At 59.7% G+C, this 15,261-nt stretch carries 11 protein-coding genes; 3 read left to right on the top strand and 8 right to left on the bottom strand.

The window, feature by feature from the left end:
- Nucleotides 1-66 precede the first annotated feature (66 nt).
- Nucleotides 67-1,035, top strand: coding sequence for an agmatinase (gene speB / locus ACR0MO_RS05800; protein WP_480871702.1), 969 nt, complete (start codon nt 67-69; stop codon nt 1,033-1,035).
- Here speB and ACR0MO_RS05805 read toward each other — a convergent pair.
- From ACR0MO_RS05805 to ACR0MO_RS05835, 7 genes are all read right to left on the bottom strand, one after another.
- A complete protein-coding gene (locus tag ACR0MO_RS05805; protein ID WP_480890096.1) occupies nt 1,032-2,006 on the bottom strand; it encodes an arginase family protein in 975 nt (324 codons plus the stop codon). The genes speB and ACR0MO_RS05805 overlap by 4 nt on opposite strands.
- Before the next feature lie 53 nt (nt 2,007-2,059).
- Entirely contained in the window at nt 2,060-3,649 is a 1,590-nt protein-coding gene (locus ACR0MO_RS05810; protein WP_170517639.1) for an ABC transporter permease subunit, read from the bottom strand.
- Nucleotides 3,642-4,679, bottom strand: coding sequence for a glycine betaine/L-proline ABC transporter ATP-binding protein (locus ACR0MO_RS05815; protein WP_170517636.1), 1,038 nt, complete (start codon nt 4,677-4,679; stop codon nt 3,642-3,644). The genes ACR0MO_RS05810 and ACR0MO_RS05815 overlap by 8 nt, the downstream gene beginning before the upstream one ends.
- Nucleotides 4,680-4,763: 84 nt before the next feature.
- Nucleotides 4,764-5,714, bottom strand: a complete 951-nt coding sequence (locus ACR0MO_RS05820; protein ID WP_170451667.1) for an ABC transporter substrate-binding protein — start codon at nt 5,712-5,714, stop codon at nt 4,764-4,766.
- A 372-nt stretch (nt 5,715-6,086) separates the two neighbouring features.
- Complete coding sequence (locus tag ACR0MO_RS05825; RefSeq protein WP_170451671.1) at nt 6,087-6,800, bottom strand: hypothetical protein; 714 nt, start codon at nt 6,798-6,800, stop codon at nt 6,087-6,089.
- A gap of 30 nt (nt 6,801-6,830) precedes the next feature.
- A complete protein-coding gene (locus tag ACR0MO_RS05830; protein ID WP_170621550.1) occupies nt 6,831-7,613 on the bottom strand; it encodes a hypothetical protein in 783 nt (260 codons plus the stop codon).
- Between the two features lie 9 nt (nt 7,614-7,622).
- A complete protein-coding gene (locus ACR0MO_RS05835) occupies nt 7,623-8,183 on the bottom strand; it encodes a hypothetical protein (RefSeq protein WP_170451674.1) in 561 nt (186 codons plus the stop codon).
- A gap of 230 nt (nt 8,184-8,413) precedes the next feature.
- Here ACR0MO_RS05835 and ACR0MO_RS05840 point away from each other — a divergent pair, with 230 nt between their 5' ends.
- Both ACR0MO_RS05840 and ACR0MO_RS05845 read left to right on the top strand, forming a co-directional pair.
- A complete protein-coding gene (locus ACR0MO_RS05840) occupies nt 8,414-9,196 on the top strand; it encodes a thioesterase II family protein (RefSeq protein ID WP_480890100.1) in 783 nt (260 codons plus the stop codon).
- A complete protein-coding gene (locus ACR0MO_RS05845; RefSeq protein ID WP_480890103.1) occupies nt 9,162-14,447 on the top strand; it encodes a beta-ketoacyl synthase N-terminal-like domain-containing protein in 5,286 nt (1,761 codons plus the stop codon). Before ACR0MO_RS05840 ends, ACR0MO_RS05845 begins: the two co-directional genes overlap by 35 nt.
- On the opposite strand, the gene ACR0MO_RS05850 is transcribed toward ACR0MO_RS05845, so the two are convergent.
- The gene (locus tag ACR0MO_RS05850; RefSeq protein ID WP_480890106.1) at nt 14,440-15,246 is read right to left on the bottom strand and encodes a hypothetical protein; all 807 of its coding nucleotides are present in this window, start codon (nt 15,244-15,246) and stop codon (nt 14,440-14,442) included. The two genes, ACR0MO_RS05845 and ACR0MO_RS05850, sit on opposite strands and share 8 nt — an antisense overlap.
- Nucleotides 15,247-15,261 lie beyond the last annotated feature (15 nt).

Consider the following 15,261-nt stretch of genomic DNA (forward strand, 5'->3'; position numbering starts at 1 on the left):
CAAACTATGGATTGGCGACACACCGCCAGCCGGTTAGGGTCACACCGACACGGATCAGGGGGCACCATGGCAGACGCATTTTTTCAACCGGTATCGGCGATGGGCCTTGCCCGCTTTGCGGGTGTTCCAACCTTCATGCGCCTGCCGAACCTGACACCCGAGCATGAGCGATACAAAGACGTCGATCTGGCACTCGTCGGCATCCCATGGGACGGTGGCACCACAAACCGACCCGGCGCGCGGCATGGTCCCCGGCAATTGCGCGACTATTCCACCATGATCCGCGCCATGAACCCGGTGACCGGCGTCAGCCCATTTTCCTTGGTGAACTGCGCCGATCTGGGCGATGTTGCGCCCAACCCGGTCGATATTGACGATACTCTGGATCGCGTGACCAGCTTCTACAGTCGTCTTGTGTCGGATGGCATTACGCCGCTTACCGCTGGCGGGGATCACCTGACCACCCTACCCGTCCTGCGCGCTTTGGCAGAATCCGGTCCGCTGGGTCTGATCCAATTCGACAGCCATACCGACTTGTTCGACACCTATTTCGGCGGCCACAAATTCACTCACGGCACCCCGTTCCGCCGCGCCGTCGAAGAGGGTCTGGTCGATCCCAAACGCTTTGTGCAGGTCGGCATTCGCGGCACCGCCTACAATACCGAGGATATCGAGTGGGGCGAGGCGCAAGGCACTCGCATCATCCGCATCGAGGAACTGTTCGACCGCGGCATCGACGATGTCATGGCCGAGGTCCGACAGATTGTCGGCACAGCCCCGACCTATTGCACCTATGACATAGACTTTGTCGATCCGACTTATGCCCCCGGCACAGGTACGCCTGAAATCGGCGGACCCAACAGCTTTCAGGCGCAGCAGGTCATTCGCCAGATGTCCGGCGTGAACCTTGTCGGCGCCGATCTGGTCGAGGTCGCCCCCCCGTTCGATCCAAGCGGGGGCACGGCATGGCTTGGTATTTCACTGATGTTCGAACTGCTCTGTGTGCTGGCGCAGGCCGTCGACGCGCGGCGCTAGCTGACGTTTTCGGCAATCATCGAGATCATCTCGAACATCACCGCCGCCGCCGTCAGCGCGGTGATGTTGTTCGGGCTGTCTTTCGTAGGCATCATGCAGACCACGTCGCCTCCGATGATGTTCAGCCCCCGCGCCGCGTGAAGAAGGCCCACAGCCTCATCAATATCGAAACCCTTCTCGCCGGGCTCCAGATTGGACACTGCGGGCGCAACAGTCGGGTCAAGGCAATCCAGATCGAAGGTGATATAGACAGGACGGTCGCCCAGCACTTCGCGCGATTGCGCCACCACGTCGGCAAGACCGCGCTGCCGAAACTCGCGCATTGTGACGATGTTATAGCCGTAGTCATAAGATGGCTGGAGCCAGTCCAGACTGCGCGGATGCCCCCGCAGACCGATCTGCATGGACCGGCTTGGATCAACCTGCCCCTGATCGGCCAGATACGCCCCCCAATGCGCCGCCGATTTCTTGGCACCCAGAAAGTGATCCACCTTGGTAAACACATCCGTGTGGGCGTCGAGATGCAGGAAACTTACGGGCTCGCCCCCCGCCAGCTTGCCACAGCCCAGCGCCTGAACAATACCACCGGTGATCGAGTGATCGCCGCCAATGGAAACCGGGCGCGCACCGGCGGCGTCAATGTCTTTGTAGAACTTGGTGATCTGCTCGATACAGGCTTCGTTGTCATTGGCGCGGGGAAAGGGCACGTCGCCCACATCCGCGATTTTCGCACTGGTCCACGGGTCGATCTGAAACAGGGAATGAACCCTGCGCTGCACGGCCGAGACGTGGCGCAAAGCGCGCGGCCCCAGATGCTGGTCCCGCTCGGTCGTGCCGTTACCCGTGGAATGCGGGACGCCGACCAAGGCGATGTCCTGCCCCTCGGGGCCTGTGTTGGGGCAGCGAAACAGCGTCGGCACACCCCACCAGTACAGATTATCCATCATGGATTGTTCGTAGCGATCTACCATTCCACTCTCCCTAAAAGAAAAACGCCCCCGGCGGGAACCGAGGGCGTTTGCATTCAGATTTTCTCGTCTTCTCGCCGGAAGGCACCCTGCACGATGCGGTCGATGACCATGGCGCAGAACAGGATGGCAAAGCCGCCCAGCAGGCCCGGCCCCTTGGCCGCGTATTGCAGCGCTTCAAGGATTTCCTTGCCCAGGCCCCCGCCGCCGATCAGTGAGATGATCACCACCATCGACAGGCACATCAGGATGGTCTGGTTTACCCCGGTCATGATCGAGGGCAAGGCCAGCGGAATCTCCACATCCTTCAGCAATTGCCATTTCGAGGCACCAAAGGCGACCGCAGCCTCTTTGATGCTGTCAGGCACCCCGCGCATCCCCAGCGCCGTCAGGCGGATCACGGGGGGCATGCCAAAGATGATCGTGGCCAGAATGCCCGGTGGGTTACCGGTGCCAAAGAAGGCGATGATCGGGATCAGGTAGACGAACGCGGGGAGGGTCTGCATCAGGTCTAGCACCGGTTCCGCCGCACGGTAGGCGCGCTGAGATTTACCGAACCAGATGCCCAGCGGAATGCCGAACACCACGCACAAGATCACCGCTGCGCCCACCAGCGCAACCGTCTCCATCGCCACGTCCCAGTATCCCAACAGCGCGATATACGCCAAGGACGCCGCCGTGAAGATCGCGACCCGAGGGCCAGCCGCCCGCCATGCGGTGACGCAAATGACGAGCATGACCACCGGCCAGGGCGACCCGATCAGGGCAATGGTCAGCGCATCCAGAACGGATCGGACACCCGCCACGATCCCGTCAAAGACATCACCCCCGGCAGCCGCGGCGGCATCAATCTGCGCCTCCATCCAACTGGCAAGCGCTGAGAACAGCGTCCCACCATCCTCGCCCAAAAAGACAGCCGAGACCTCCTGTTCCGGGAAGGCGTCCAACAAGGGCAGCGATGCGTTCACGGTGAACTTGTAGACGATCAGAGGCCCGATGGCAGCGATCAGGATCGCGCCCATAACGATATTCCGCGTGGACCGCCCGCTTTCCGTCTTGTCTGGATTGATCCGCCAGTTCGAATACTGCTTTTCGTACACGCGGTCGGCGTAGAAGCCCTGAACCACCTTGAAAACCAGCAGCATCAAGAGCCCGGTGATCAGGATGCCCGTCGCCTCGGATTGCGCGGCCAGCGCGCGTTCGAGGCTTGTGTCCGCCGCTTTCTGGATATTCTCGGCCAGTTTGGTGAAGCGGTCGATATCTGCCTGCTCGGTCGCCTCGGAAGCCCGACCCAGCAACTCGTCCGCGCGTTCCTGCTGACGCGCTGCCCGGTCGGCAAATTCCGCACCCGGATTGCCCCAGGCTCCGCGCCCGATCTGGACCCAGGCGATGATTTCAAGGATCAGGAAGGTCCAGAACATGCCCCAGATGGCGCGCGACGCCGACCAGAACGGCCCCAGCACGGCGGCCCACAGGTTGAACGTGTTCGGGATCGCACTGGTCGCGTCGTGGATCTTGTGAAACGCGTTGACGTAATAGTCGCCGTTTGGCCCAGCGAATTCGTGGATCGAGCGATCCAGAGTCTCGCGGTCGACTTCGATATCCGAGGCGGCGGTGACCTTCATTTCCATGGCTGCATCAGTCATTTTTGCCCCCCTGAATTCCGCGCAGCAAGCGCGGCTTGGTCACGACGCCTACATCCGCGCCCGCGTCGGTGATAACCACCGGCATTTCCGTGTTCACAGCCAGATCGATCAACTGATCCAGATCGGCCCCTTCATCCGCGCGCGGCGCGCCATCCAGCGGACCGGAATAGCTGGCGACCGGCTCCATGATCGAATGCGCCTTGACCAGCTTCAGTTTCGAGATGCCCTGTACGAACTCGCGCACATAGTCGTCCGCGGGGTTCATGACGATATCTTCGGGCGTGCCGATCTGAACGATCACGCCGTCCTTCATGATGGCGATGCGGTGGCCGATGCGAATGGCCTCATCCAGATCATGGGTGATGAACAAGGTCGTTTTCTTCAGCTGCGCCACAAGCGCCTTGAACTGATCCTGCAATTGCAGGCGGATCAGCGGATCCAGCGCCGAGAACGGTTCATCCATCAACAAAATCTCAGGGTCCGAAGCCAGCGCCCGCGCAATGCCCACACGCTGCTGCATCCCGCCGGACAGCTCTTTGGGCAGACGGTCTTCGTAGCCGGTCAGGTCCACAAGGCCCAACGCGTGATCTGACACCGCCCAGCGTTTGGATTTCGACACCTTGCGAATTTCCAACGGATAGGCCACGTTATCGCGGACAGAGCGATGCGGCATCAGCGCCATATGCTGAAACACCATTCCGATCTGTTGCGCGCGAATGCGGCGCAGTTCTGTCTCGGAAATGGCTGAAACATCCTTGCCCAGTATCTCGATCTTGCCCGCCGTTGGTTCGATCAGGCGGTTCACGTGCCGGACCAGAGTGGATTTGCCCGATCCCGACAGCCCCATGATGCAGAAAATCTCGCCGCGCGAGACCTCGAAACTGGCGTCCTGTACGCCGACCACACAGCCAAAACGCTCCAGCACCTGCGCTTTGGTCAGACCCTCTTTCAGGACGGCTTCCATTGCTTCGGGCGCGCGGTTACCGAAGATTTTCCAGACATGTTCAAGTTTAACGACAGATTCGTCCATTTGCCCCCCAATAAGGCGCGGTTTCGCCAGGCAGATAGGAAAAGGGCCGTCGCGATCTGTCGCAACGGCCCGGGTTTCATCGGCTTAGTTGGTCAACCAGCCAATTACCGTGTCTTCGTTGTCGGCCACCCATTGCTGAGCGAAATCCGATGCTTCAATATTATCCACGGCCAGCGCCTTGCCCATCGCGCTCAGGTCGTCGCCCTGCATCTGATAGTTGCGGAACAATGCGGCCACTTCGGGATAGGCCTCTTCCAGTTCTTTCGCATAGTGCAGGTGCAAGGTCGCACCGTTCCAGGCTGTTGATGCTTCGGACTTGGCCAGCCAGTCCGGATCATCGGTCGGCTGGACAATCGTCCAGGTCGCCGGATCATGGGCGGGTTCTTCCAGCACAGTCAGGTCCTGCGTCACGAAGATGTAGTGCGGGCTATAGCAGAATCCGATCCACGGATCGCCTGCCTTGGTCGCGTTGGCCAGATTGGCGTAGGCGATGGTCTCTTCGTATTCGGTCAGGTCGAAGATCTGATCATAACCATATGATTTCGCGCGTATCTTCTCGACCACGGTCGAGGCCCATCCGGGCGCGCCGATCCATACCTCAGGCGTGCCGTTACCGTCTGTGTCGAAAATGGCCATCTTGTCCGGATCGCTCAGGTCATCAATCGATGTGATGCCGTGCTGTTCCGCGATGTAGGTCGGGATACACATGCCCTGTTCGGCCTGAACCGGGTTTTCGTTCATCACGACGGTGCCGTTATCCTTGACATAGGTGTCATGCAGGTTCTGCTGGTTCGGCATCCACACTTCGGGGTGGACATGCATTGAACCGCTGTCCATCGCCTCGAACACGATGGGGTTGGTGCCGTTTTGCAGTTCGACATCCAGGCCCAGATTCTCTTCGATGACAACCTCAAGGATATGCGCCGTTGCGTTGACCGAGGCCCAGTTTGGTACGCCAATCACGATGTCGGCCGCAAAAGCCGGCAGGGCGACGACTGCAGAAGCACCACCCAGTAGCAACGATAGTTTTTTCATAAGATCTCTCCATGTTGAACTTTATGGGGCACGGTGTTTCAGCAGGTCCCACCCACCCGCGCCTGTTCTTTTTTGACAACACGTGTGTTTGCAGCTTGTTAGTCTGCACCCATTGGCGATACACGTGTTGGAAAAGTGAAACATGCGAATGTATTGCGCATCAAGCGCGACACAGCAGAAACGAAGTTTGTTCGAAATTACGAAAACCAATATTCGAGATTTTCGGAATTACTTGCCGAATTGCGTATGTCTTCGGCGAAAACCATAGGGCAAAGGCAACGCTTTCCACAATTGCTGCGGGAGAAGCGCAACGCGCCATGCACGCAAGGCACAGCTTACATTATGCAGTTGTCTGATTGCAGCGCGACCTGATCAGCAGCAATCGCATTTGCACGTCGCGACGTAGCTGTCGCAATGGTTCGGCAATACGGCGACCGCAACCAGAACGGGGCGCGAAATGCAGCCATCGGCACTGACGCGGGCATAGGCGACCTCGCACCTGTCCACGTCCACAAGGCGTTGATTATTGTCATCCTTGCGGGCCTTGGCAGCTGAACTTGCCGTACCTGCCGTGCTTGCGGGATCGTCTTTGTGGAAAACCGAACAATCGATATTTACGACAAGTTGAACCACCTTTTCCTCGCAAGGACCAAGCGTGAACTTTGTGTCCGACAGGGCCGCCGCCCAGCCAAGATCGCGCCCGCTGGCGGTTGAAAAGCTGCTCAGCGAAACGGTGACGTCGCGGGTGCGGCGCGAGTCATTTGAGAAGGTCAGCGAGATAACGCGTCGTTCAGAACAGCGCGCTTCGATCAGCACATCGCCATCGCAGATACAGCAGTCGCAGCAACTGTCGTGCCCGCACGGGTCACAGTCGCAGCCACAATCGTCGTAATAGGACCGCCGCGCATCTGGGACGCCGTACAGGCTTTGGGTATAGGCTTGTATCTGCGTATACCCCTCGCGCAGGTTACAGAGATAGTCGTCGACGGTCATCATCCGCATGCCCTGCGTCCGGTAGCAGTAGCCATAAAACACCTCGGGGTTTCTGCCCTTCCCACTACCGCGCCGTGTCATGGTTCTTTGCATTTTCTTGCCTCCTCATCACAGACAGAGCGTTCAAACCGCCAGAATGTGCACTGTCACTGTTTCAGACAAAATCCGGATGGCCGCGTTGGCCTCGACCCCTTTGGGGATCGTGCCCGGTATCGTGAATTCCCACATTTGCGAGACCGTCTGCCCCGCAGCCACCGTTACCGGATCGTTCTTGACCTTGAGTGGTGTGAAGCTTTCCAACTCGGCATCATAGCTCAGCGACATGGCCTTCATGACGTCGTCCAGCGTCCGATCCGTATCGCGCAGTTTCTTCAGGGTCTCGCGCTGCGCCCGGCAATGCAACAGGTCCAGATCCAGTTGCACGGCCCCAATGGCGGGAACATCGACCGGCACATTGCCGTGGTTTCGAAACGCCATCAGCTTTTTGACCTTGGTTCCGGCGGCGCCGACCAGAAACACCTCATCTGGGTTGATCTCGAAATCCACCACCTCGGTCACGATAACCTCGGCCGGGTGGTCGGTGCCATCAACGGGCAGCGTCATCGCGTAGATACCCGGCGGGGTCGTCGGGCTGAGCGATACTGTAACCGGCACGGACTTGCTGGCCCCGGCCCGCAGTTTCACCCGCGGCAGGTCCACGGATAGTGTGGGTTTCGCTGCCGCAGCCCGCGACCCCCGGCCCGATGTGGGTTTGACCTCTGTCAGTTTCAAATCACGCAGGGCTTTGCGTTCCGCACTTGCGTTGCCCAGGTTCAAGGTGCCGTGCACCGCGCCAGGTGCGCCCACCAGAACAAGTGGCTCAAGAAGTGTGACATCCGGCGTCTTGGTCTTTGCAGCCCTGGCCATATCGCACCCCTATTTGATGTGAATTTTGACGCCGCCCGAGGATGGGCTGGGCTTAGCCGTTTTCGACCCACCGGACGGGGCCGAGCTTTGCGCAGGCAATTGGACCGAGGGGCGGAAGGGCAACTCTTCGTAGACCTGCTTGCTTTCGCCGCTATAGGTTACGCCGTAATATTCGACGCCCATATAAGTCACGCCGATATGGTGGTGATAGGGCTGGCGGATGATACCGGTCGGAAGCTTGCCGTAATTGACGGTCGTGCACAGATCCAGCGCCACAGGTTTCAGATCAATCGACAGCGGCTTGATCTCAAGCGTCAGGTCGGTGGTGTTTTCGCTGACGATGGGTTCCGAGATTTTCAGGTCCTGAACGCTCTCGGTCTTGATCGGATCGCCGCCTTCCAGCTTGGTCTCGGTCTTGATCGGGGTCTGCCCCCCGTTCAGCGTGACACCGATATCGTCGAGGCCGTTGATGGTCACATCGGCATCGGTGTCCGAGTCGATTGTGATGGGTCCGTTATTGACGTTTACGGTGCTGCGGCCACCGCCACCTTTGCCTCCGCCCCCTGGCATAGTCACCTCCAAATCCATTCCGGTGCAAGCCGCACCTGAGTAAGCGCTTGGCACGAAAACTGTGCAAAAAGTATCGCCAAGGTAGCATATTTTGGCCTCTGATTCACGGGTGAACCTGTGATCCGGCGGCTTGGACGGCGTCAAACCCCTGAATTCGTGATATGATAGGCGCTGACCAAAACGACGTCTGCGCGACGCGAACGAGGGTATCACCAAAGGTGACAGACGCTGTGAGTGTAGAAATCGCATTGACTCCGCAGAACCCTACCCATGCCGGGCTGTCGGGTCGGTTGGTCTGTTTCCCGCATGCAGGCGGCGCGGCAGAGCGCTTTCACGACTGGATGAGCGGATTTGCGCCGGTTCTGGATGTCAGGGCCGTCACCCTGCCCGGACGCGGACGGCTTTTGGACCAACCGCCGATGGATCACTGGCCGGATCTGATCGAGTCGGTTTTGGCCGGGATTCAACCACTGACAGATCGACCTTTTGCCGTTTTCGGTCACAGTTTCGGGGCCTTGCTGGCCTATGAAATCACCCGCGCGCTTGATCATCAGGGCAAGCCGTCCGACCTGTTGGTCGTGGCCGGGTCTGCACCGCAGATGGCCCGGCGTGATCGTGCTATTTCCGGGCTGCCAAGGTCGAGGTTTCTGTCCGAGATTGAGGCCATCAACGGCACGCCGCCCGATGTTCTGTCCAACGCAGACTTGATGGATCGGTTTCTGCCTGCCTTGCGCGCGGATTTTGCCCTGCTCGAAGCGTATGACGCGGACCGCGCCAGCAAGCACCCCCCGTTAAGCTGCCCAATCCTTGCGGTCGGCTCGGACAATGACCCGCAGGTTCCGTTCCACAGCATTCTCGGCTGGCGGCACCGCACGCGCAGCCGTTTTGAATGCCGCCTGTTTGCAGGCGATCACTTCTTTCCCTTTTCCAACCCGGATTTCGCCGACACTCTTTTCGACTATGTTGATGATGCCCTGAATGAACACTCAAAGGACCTCCATCGCGCCGGATGAGGCGTCGATTGCCATTATCGGCATGCAGGGCCGCTTTCCCGGCGCGGCCAGTGTGGATGAGCTGTGGCAAAACCTGCTGGCCGGGCGCGAGGCCGTCACGACGCTGAGCCCCGAACAAATGGAAGGCGCGCAGGTCCCGAAAGAGCTGCACGAGCTGCCGAACTACGTCAACAAAGCCACCCTGCTGGATGACGTCGATAAGTTCGACGCCGAATTCTTCGGCTTCAGCCCGCGTGATGCGGAACTGACCGACCCGCAACACCGCCTGTTTCTGGAATGCGCGTGGCACGCGCTTGAAGATGCGGGCTATGTACCCGACCGCTACAAAGGAGACATTGGTGTCTTTGGCGGCTGTGAATTGTCGGGCTACCTGTACCTGATCAACCGCAATCTTGACCGTCTGGGCTTTCTGGACGGCATGCAGTTGATGATCACCAACGACAAGGACTACATGGCCACACAGGTGGCCTATAAGCTGAACCTGACCGGGCCTGCGATCACGGTTCAGACCTCATGCTCAACCTCCCTCGTCGCGACTTGTCTCGCCTGTCAGAGCCTGCTGGAAGAAAGCTGCGACATTGCGCTGGCCGGGGGCGTTACGGTCAAGGTCCCCCAGCGACGCGGCTACCTGTTTGCTGCCGGGGGCATCCTGTCGCCGGACGGCCAGTGCCGCCCTTTCGATGCGGCGGCGCAAGGGACAATCGTGGGCAGCGGCGTGGGTCTTGTGGTGCTCAAACGGCTAGACAAGGCCCTGCGCGACGGTGATCGCATACGCGCCGTGATCCGGGGGTTTGGGCATAACAACGACGGATCGAACAAGGTTAGCTATGCTGCGCCCAGCGCTGAAGGTCAGGCCCGTGCAATTGAAACCGCGTTTCAGATGGCGGGCATCCCGCCCCGCTCGGTCGGCTATATCGAGGCGCACGGAACCGCGACCATGCTCGGCGACCCTATCGAGGTCGCGGCCCTGTCGCGCGTGTTCCGCAAATCGACCGAGGACAAGCAGTTCTGCGCGATCGGATCGGTCAAAGCCAATGTCGGCCATCTAAGCTGCGCTGCCGGAGTAACCGGGCTGATCAAGGCCGCTTTGGTGGCCGAGACCGGCACGGTCCCCCCCAACCCCCATTTCAACATCCCTGCCCCGGGCATCGATTTTCCGACCAGCCCGTTCTACGTCAACCGCGACGCGACCAAGGTGGCGGCAAGCGACGGTCCGCGCCGGGCCGGTGTCAGTTCGTTTGGGGTTGGCGGAACCAACGCGCATATCCTGCTCGAGGAGCCTCCGAAACAGGCCCCATCCGGGCCGGGGCGCCCGCAGCAATTGATCGTCATGTCCGCACGCAACAAAGCCGCGCTGGATCGGTTGGCGCCGTCACATGCACGCCGCATCATGAGCGCCGCGCCCTCGGACCTGGCGGATATTGCCTACACAACCCAAACAAGCCGCGCGCGGTTTGCCCTTCGGCGCTATGTGCGCGTTGATGCCAAAAACCCTGCGGGCAGCGCTTTGGCCCTGTTGGCGAATAACAGCGACAAGGTCCGCACGATTGAATCCAGCGGCGAGGATCGCCCTGTCGTTTTCATGTTCTCGGGCCAAGGCGCGCAATACCCTGACATGGGCAAGGGCCTCTATCGGTCGGAAGCGGTGTTTCGCAAAGCCTTCGACCGTTGTTGCCGCGCCTTTCGGGACAGCAGCGGTCTGGACCTGAAGCCCATCGTTTTCGCCAAAAAAGCGGACCGTGAACGCGCGGCTGAGCAATTGAAGCAGACGCAATTCACGCAGCCTGCGCTGTTTGCCGTAGAATATGCGCTGGCGCAGCTTTGGATGTCGTGGGGCGTTCGACCGCGCGCGATGATCGGGCACAGCATCGGCGAATATGTTGCGGCAACATTGGCCGGGGTAATGACATTAAAGGACGCGGCAAAACTGGTGGCCCGACGTGGAGCTCTGATGGCGTCATGCAAGCCCGGCTCGATGCTGGCAGTTCCGAAAGAGGAAGCCTATCTGCGCCCGTTGCTTCCCGACGACATCGCGGTTGCCGCTGTGAACGCTCCCGGAATGACCGTTGTGGCCGGACCGAGCCCGGCAATCAAGCGACTGGCGAAGCGGCTTGAGAACCAGAAGATCAAAGCCACTATTCTGCGAACCTCACACGCGTTCCATTCAGCGATGATGGACCCGATTCTGGACGACTTCATCGACGCATTTCAGGGCATTCGCCTGCGTGCGCCTCAGATCGACATTTATTCGAACCTCACCGGCACCGTCCTGACCAAAACCGCCGCAACCGACCCGGCCTACTGGGCCATGCACCTGCGCAGCGCGGTGCGGTTTGCTGACTGCGTCAAAGCCGGGCTGGACCTGCCCGATGCCATTTTCCTTGAGGTCGGCCCCGGCCGATCCCTGACCAACCTCGCCGGGCTGCAACTGAGCGGGACCGGCTCGGTTGCCCTGCCCTCGATGGACAGCAAATCCGGTCCGCAGTTCGAGGCTGACATGGCCACCGACACGCTCGGGCAGCTTTGGGCGCATGGGGCTGAAATCGACTGGCATCGCTATTATGCGGACGAGGCGCGATGCAAAGTACCCGTTCCGATGTATCCGTTCGAACGGGACAGCTATTGGGTCGGCGGTGCGGAAGATCCCAGCGTGGACGCGGCGGCAACGCGCAAGGCGATGGTCGATTGGGGGTATGTGCCCCAGTGGATGGACGCTCCGATCACGGACACCGAAGCTTTGCCCGATGATGCGCGTGTCCTGATCTTCAGCGACAAGGGTCAAGCAGCCAGAGTTTTGCAAAAAACGTTACGATCCAAGGGGGTCGACGCTACCATTGTCACCGCATCTTTGCGGTTCATGCACCGCAAGGACAGGGCGTTCTCGGTTGATCCGAGCAATCCAACACACTTCACCCGGCTTGCAAGCGAACTGCGGGACAACGACAAGCCGATCACACATATCGTTTACCTCTGGCCTCTCGCGCTATTGGACGCCTCGGCCAATGTCATGGCGATGCAGAGCGCGGCTCTGGCCATCGCCAAAGCCAACGGACTGGCCAAGGTTCGGATGATCTCGGTCACAGCGCAGGCGCAGCCTGCCCGAGCGGACAAGACGACGGGGGTCGAGACCTCGGCAACACTCGCATTGGCGAAGGTGCTGGGACAGGAGGTCCCCTCGCTGCGCGTTACCTCGGTCGACATTGCGGAAAACGACCGGAGCAAACCTGCCGCAGATCGCCTCGCAGGCTGGCTTTTGAACGAATTGCAAGCGCCAGAGTTCGCCCCTTCGGTTGCCTATATCGACGGAAAACGGTGCCGCCTCAGCTATCAGGCGCAGCAGTTGGAACCCGTCGAAGCGTCACCGCTGTTCAAACGCAAAGGTGTCTATGTCATCACCGGCGGCTTGGGCAATATCGGGCTGGCAATGGCCGAGATGCTGGCCGAACGCTACAAGGCCAAGTTGGTCCTTTTGTCCCGTTCCGGCGGACCTGCGGAATCCGAATGGGAGGCGCTAGCCAACGGCCCCAACGAGTTCGACAAAACCGCGATGCTGGCGCGCAGGCTGCTGGACTTGTCGCGCAAAACCGAAGTTATGGTTTTGAAAGCAGATGTGTCGGACGAAAAGACGATGCGCAGCGCCTTGTCCGAAGCCGCCCGAAAGCTTGGCCCTATCAATGGCGTCTTCCACATGGCCGGAAATGTTGGCAGCGGGTTTGGCAAACTCAGCGATCTGACAGCAGACGATCTGCACAGCCAGACTGACCCAAAGATCGGCGGGGCCCGCGCAGTTGCAAAGGTTTTGCAGGATCACAGCCCGGATTTCGTCATGCTGGGCTCGTCCCTGTCCGCTGTTCTTGGCGGATTGAACCTTGGATATTACGCCGTCGCGAACCAGATGCTGGACGCGTTCGCCGCCTCGCGCCCCTCTGATACCCGCTGGATTTCGGTCAACTGGGATCAATGGGCCTTTGCCGATCAGACGCATGGAGAGGACGCGATCTCGCCCGCAGATGGGGTCGAGGCGCTGCACCGTTTGTCTGCATTGAATACCAATCAGATTGTGATCTCAGCCACCCCACTGCAGGCACGTCTGGCGGAATGGGTCGAGTTCACGGCCACGCCCAAAGCCACCGAAACCACTGCCACAGGTCATAGCCGCCCCAACCTCAGCAACCCGTTCGAAGCACCAAAAACGGATATGGAGACCATCCTTGCCGGCATTTGGGAAGATCTGCTGGGTCTCAGCCCCGTCGGCATCCATGACAAGTTTTTTGAGTTGGGCGGGCATTCGCTGCTGGCCATCGAAATGACCATGCGGATCGAGGAGCGCTTTGGCTTTAACCCCGAGGTCGGCCAGATCTTTGATACGCCCACAATCGCGGGTCTGGCCCCGATCATCGAAGCCAATATCGGCAAGACCACCGACAAACCAATCCAGCCGGACATTGCGGCCCCACAGCCCGAGCCTGATCTGGACCTGGAAGGGGCCAAGAAAAGCTTTCAGGACATGTATGACGGCGTGACCAACCAGCTTGATAGCTCGGCCTTCGGGACTTTTGCGCATTTCCTGAACTACGGCTATGCGCCCAACGGTGCGCCCGAGGCGTCGGATGTTCGGCTAAGCGACACGATGATGAACCGAAACTCGGTCAAACTTGCGTTGGAGGTGATTGGAGCGCATCCAATTGACGGCACTTCCGTTCTGGACGTGGGATGCGGTCGCGGCGGTACCGCGCGGACTTTGGTGGAGTTCTTTGAGCCCGCCTCTGTCACCGGGCTGGATTTATCCGGGGCCGCCATCGCGTTTTGCCGGAAAACGCATACCGATCCCCGCCTGACCTTTGTGCAAGGCGACGCCGAGAACCTGCCTTTCGAGGATGGCCAATTCGACGCGATTACAAATATCGAAAGCTCACACACCTATCCGGCGATCCAGAAATTCTATGCCTCGGTCCTGCGTGTCCTGAAACCCGGCGGCGCGTTTCTTTACACTGACCTGCTGCCCGTCGGGAAACTGAACCAATGTCTCGAACGCTTGAAAGACCTTGGCTTTGACATCGAAGATGAACGCGACATCACGCCGAATGTTCTGCTGTCCTGCGATGAGATTGCCGCGTCGCGCCTTGGTGCCTTCGGCGGTGATCAGGAGATGAGCAACTTCCTCGCCGCGCCCGGATCGGCGGTTTACGAGTCAATGAAATCAGGGGAATGGAGCTATCGCATCTGGCGGCTCAGGAAACCCACTAGCTGACGTTGATTTCCATGGAAATCAACTGATTGCGCGCCTGCCCTAACCCTACGATGACCAGCGCGGTGGAATAGGTATGGCCCGCGCGATACAGTTCGGCATCGACAGGAACCATGACCTTGACCAGTTGCTTTTGACCGGGTGCCAGATTGATCAGATCGGGGATCACGTCGATCATCGCGCCCTCAACTGCAACGCCGTCCTCGTCCAGAACAGGCGTGGTCGAAATCCGGGGGCTGACACTTGTGGCGGTGCTGTTCTCTACCTCGAAACTGGCCGACAAGGTGCTGCCAGCCACACCGCTTAACGAGATCGTGGCCGTCTGGGGTTGCGCGGAATGTTCTGCCGCGAGGCCATTCATGCCCCGGCTGTTCAGAAACTGGAACAGTTCGTCCGTATAGCGCTTGGACAGGACCTGAGCCGAGGCCGCATAGCGGATCGCAAGCTGCAACCCCTCCTGCGCAATCTCGGCCCCGCGTGTTTCGGTGAATTCCTTGTAGAGATCGGCCATGTCAGGGTCATAGCCCTGTTCCGACAATCGCTGATATTGCGTACCAGCATCGGTGTATTGCTGCGTGAAGGCGGTATAGATCGATTGAAGCTGGCGATAGCTTTCCTCCATCGCTGCCTGCAATTCCGCCTGTTTGCCTAATCCGTGATGCGTGGGCGGTACAGCGGCAGGCGCAACCTCGACCTCCGGCTTAACCTCAACCGGTTCCGGCTTGGGGTTGGGCTTGGGCGCCGTTTGCTTTGCTTTGGGACGCGGGCGTTTTGCGGGTTGCTTGCCGGTTGCTTTAGCCATCTCAGCCCTCTGTCT

The sequence above is a fragment of the Ruegeria sp. K5 genome (assembly GCF_056531805.1).